This window comes from Pseudaeromonas pectinilytica (assembly GCF_054780855.1).
Map to the genome: position 1 here is coordinate 1 of NZ_BAAGVN010000252.1, position 2,953 is coordinate 2,953.

At 42.3% G+C, this 2,953-nt stretch carries 4 protein-coding genes; 1 reads left to right on the forward strand and 3 read right to left on the reverse strand.

Features of this window, described 5'->3' with window-relative positions; all coding sequences use genetic code 11:
- Positions 1–289, reverse strand: a 289-nt coding sequence (locus ACYVG7_RS10750; RefSeq protein ID WP_460883108.1) for a hypothetical protein, incomplete at its 3' end; no start/stop codon positions are given.
- A gap of 369 nt (positions 290–658) precedes the next feature.
- Positions 659–1,606 carry an IS30 family transposase gene (locus ACYVG7_RS10755; RefSeq protein ID WP_460883109.1) on the reverse strand — a complete coding sequence of 316 codons (948 nt, stop codon included), beginning with the start codon at positions 1,604–1,606 and terminating at the stop codon, positions 659–661.
- 122 nt (positions 1,607–1,728) lie between these two features.
- Here ACYVG7_RS10755 and ACYVG7_RS10760 point away from each other — a divergent pair, with 122 nt between their 5' ends.
- A complete protein-coding gene (locus ACYVG7_RS10760; RefSeq protein WP_460883110.1) occupies positions 1,729–2,289 on the forward strand; it encodes a recombinase family protein in 561 nt (186 codons plus the stop codon).
- 205 nt (positions 2,290–2,494) lie between these two features.
- Here ACYVG7_RS10760 and ACYVG7_RS10765 read toward each other — a convergent pair.
- Positions 2,495–2,953: YagK/YfjJ domain-containing protein (locus tag ACYVG7_RS10765; protein ID WP_460883111.1), on the reverse strand; the 459-nt coding region annotated here is incomplete at its 5' end.

Genomic DNA, 2,953 nt, shown 5'->3' on the forward strand with positions numbered 1-2,953 from the left:
CTAAAAAAAGCAAGCTGGGATGACAATTATCGGGCACAACTATTCTTTGGTTAAATAACCAACAAAGTATGCTCCCGCCCTGAACATTACCTGACATTGCTGATGGGGCTACACCAGAGACTGAATTACAAGAGTAACCGTTAAGTTGGATGAGTTTTGCAAATTCTATTGCAAGTTCATTTGATACATCTTCACTTAGGCGTGCATCATCTTCGACATAGATATCACTTGCCAACACACTCGCTGAAAAAACACTCAATAACAAAATACTAATAGAATAAAGTCTCATATCGGATCCTTTTGAAATAGAATTATCCATAAATAAATAATGTGCTGTGTTGCTGGTTAATTTTTGATCGCCACCAGGTTAAGCTATTCATTCAAATCCCGCAAGGGTGCACTTATGCTGTAAAGACTCTTGCCGCGACTATCAAATCACCATCGTGTTTTTAGAAAGCTATCACTCAACAAAAAGCACTATCAAAACTTGTATTTCAGTTTAGTTGTGATAGATTTATCGTAACAGGGTGTGGTTTATGGAGATATGATAATGATTAGGGTGTATTTGAGAGCCAGCACAGCAGACCAGAACGCCGAACGTGCCAGAGAGTTGTTAGATAGTTCCCGAATTCAAGTCCGAAGTGCGACACTCTCCAATTTAAGCGGCCAGCCTCATTTCTTCAAAAACCTTGGCTGGCTGCTTAAATCCTAAACACTTTTTCGGACGATAATTTATTCTCGATAACGCCAGAGCAACCAGCTCGTTATTCACGAGTCTCAAATCCGTGCCTTTCGGTACATATTGCCTGAGTAGACCATTCGCATTTTCGTTGGCACCTCTCTCCCAGGAGCTGTAAGGATGCGCAAAGTAGACCTTGGCATCCAGTACCTTGGCTATCTCTTCGTGGTTGGCAAACTCTCGTCCGTTATCTGCAGTGATCGTATGAACATGTTCCTTATATGGCATCAGGAGTGCTATCGTCGCTCTGGTTACATCCTCTGCCGATTTTGAATCGACTTTCATAGCCAGATAGAGTCGGCTCTTTCGCTCCAGAATCGTCACGATGGCACCCGTACCATGCTTGCCCAAAACGGTATCGATTTCCCAGTCCCCAAATCGTTCTCGGGTATCGACTATGGCTGGTCGTTCATCAATCGAAACCGCGTTTTTTATCGCCGGACCTTTGGTTCGTTTTCCTTTGCGGTAACGTTTGCGACCTTGCCTTAAGTGTTTGTATAGCTTGCCTTTATTTCTCTTGTCATCCGCCACATACTGATAAATCCATTCGTGACTGACGGGTTCATTACAACAGGTAAGCACATTAGAGATCTGCTCTGGACTCCAGTCATTACTGAGCAGCCAGCAGATCAGGTCAATCCTGTCGGGAGTAATTCTGTACTTGCGGGCACTCTTGCGTTTTTCCTGAGCCAACGAATGGGCTCTTGTGCCGCAATAGCATCCATCAATACTGTGACGGGCTCGCTCCCGGTAAACCGTTGCTCGGTGACATTTAACTGTTTCGGCAATCTTTCGAACAGAAGTGTTCAGTTCTAAAAGTGCAGAAATCTGGTATCGTTGTGGCTCGGTCAGTTGCTGATAGTTCATGGTAATTCTGCTTATTTCTTTGGCGAGAAGAGCATACCACCTTCAGCAGCTGGCTTCCCCCTCTATGCCAATCCATGACTGTCGCACTTATTATCTGAATTCGGGGTTTCATATGTAATGATATGGGTAATGATTCATCAGATGTGGGGAATGTTGTTTACTACATTGAGAACGCATCAGGGACTAAACTTGATAGGCCTGAATTGAATCGATTGCTCGATGAGTCATCAGAGAATGATGTTTTGCTGGTGGAGTCTGTAGATCGGTTGTCCCGTTTGACTCAAAAGGATTGGGAGACGCTCAAGAATAAAGTTAATGCCAAGGGATTAAGGTTAGTTGTTCGTGATTTAGACACTACACATAAACAGTTTGAACAGGGTATCACTGGTGACATTATGAGAGTCATCAATAGTATGCTGATTGATCTAATGGCGACTATGGCTCGTTTAGACAATGAGAAGCGAATTGAAAGAACAAAGCAAGGCATTGAATTAGCAAAGGCAGCCAAGGCAAAGGAATTAGGCGTAGCGCCTGAGTCTGTGAAGTTTGGAGGCCGTAAACGTAAAGATAGAAGTTTAATTGTTGAGTTGTTAAATACGACCAGTTTAACAATAGAACAGATAGCAGGGGCGGCTGGTGTAGGTGTCGCCACTGTCTATCGAGTCAAAAAAGAGATGCAATAAAACAGCTATTAATCAGACACATTAGAGGCCATTGAAAGGCCTCTTTTTTGTATGTAATCAACAATATGAAATAATGTGTAACTGGTTGATTTTATTTTGATGTTTCATGAATGCAATTGACGGTATTTTGTCTATTTTTAATTATAGATATTATGGGGCCGAAAATTGATATTGTTAGATGTTTTATATTGCTTTTTATGTCTGTTCAGGTCTTGTGGCTTATGCTGAATAGTCTCTCGGAGCTGCCATGCTTCTGTGAAGTTTTGCATAAGTAACTAAGTCCATAAATGACGTCTTCAAATTTTTTAGTATCGGCTCTGCGAAGTAGACCAACAGTGTTTCTATCTCCCTTTGATTTGTCATAGCGTGGGATATTGCCAGATAAAGTTGTGCGCTCAGTCCACCAGCGCAATATTTCACCCATTATGGTGTAGTCTGATCTGTATTTGTTACCATTTAAAAATAATGCCAGATGATAATGCTTCCCTTGTTTTCCATGCTCTGTGCTATCCTCACAAGTCCAGGCATAGGCGTAATAATCCGATCCATAGCGTCTTTTTATCTTTCTTATCAATGCCTGAATGTAAGCGCCGCTAAATCGACCTACTTGCCTTCGTTGTATTGCGCCACTTTTTTTGCAATGGGCTCCAGCGGGACGTTCCAG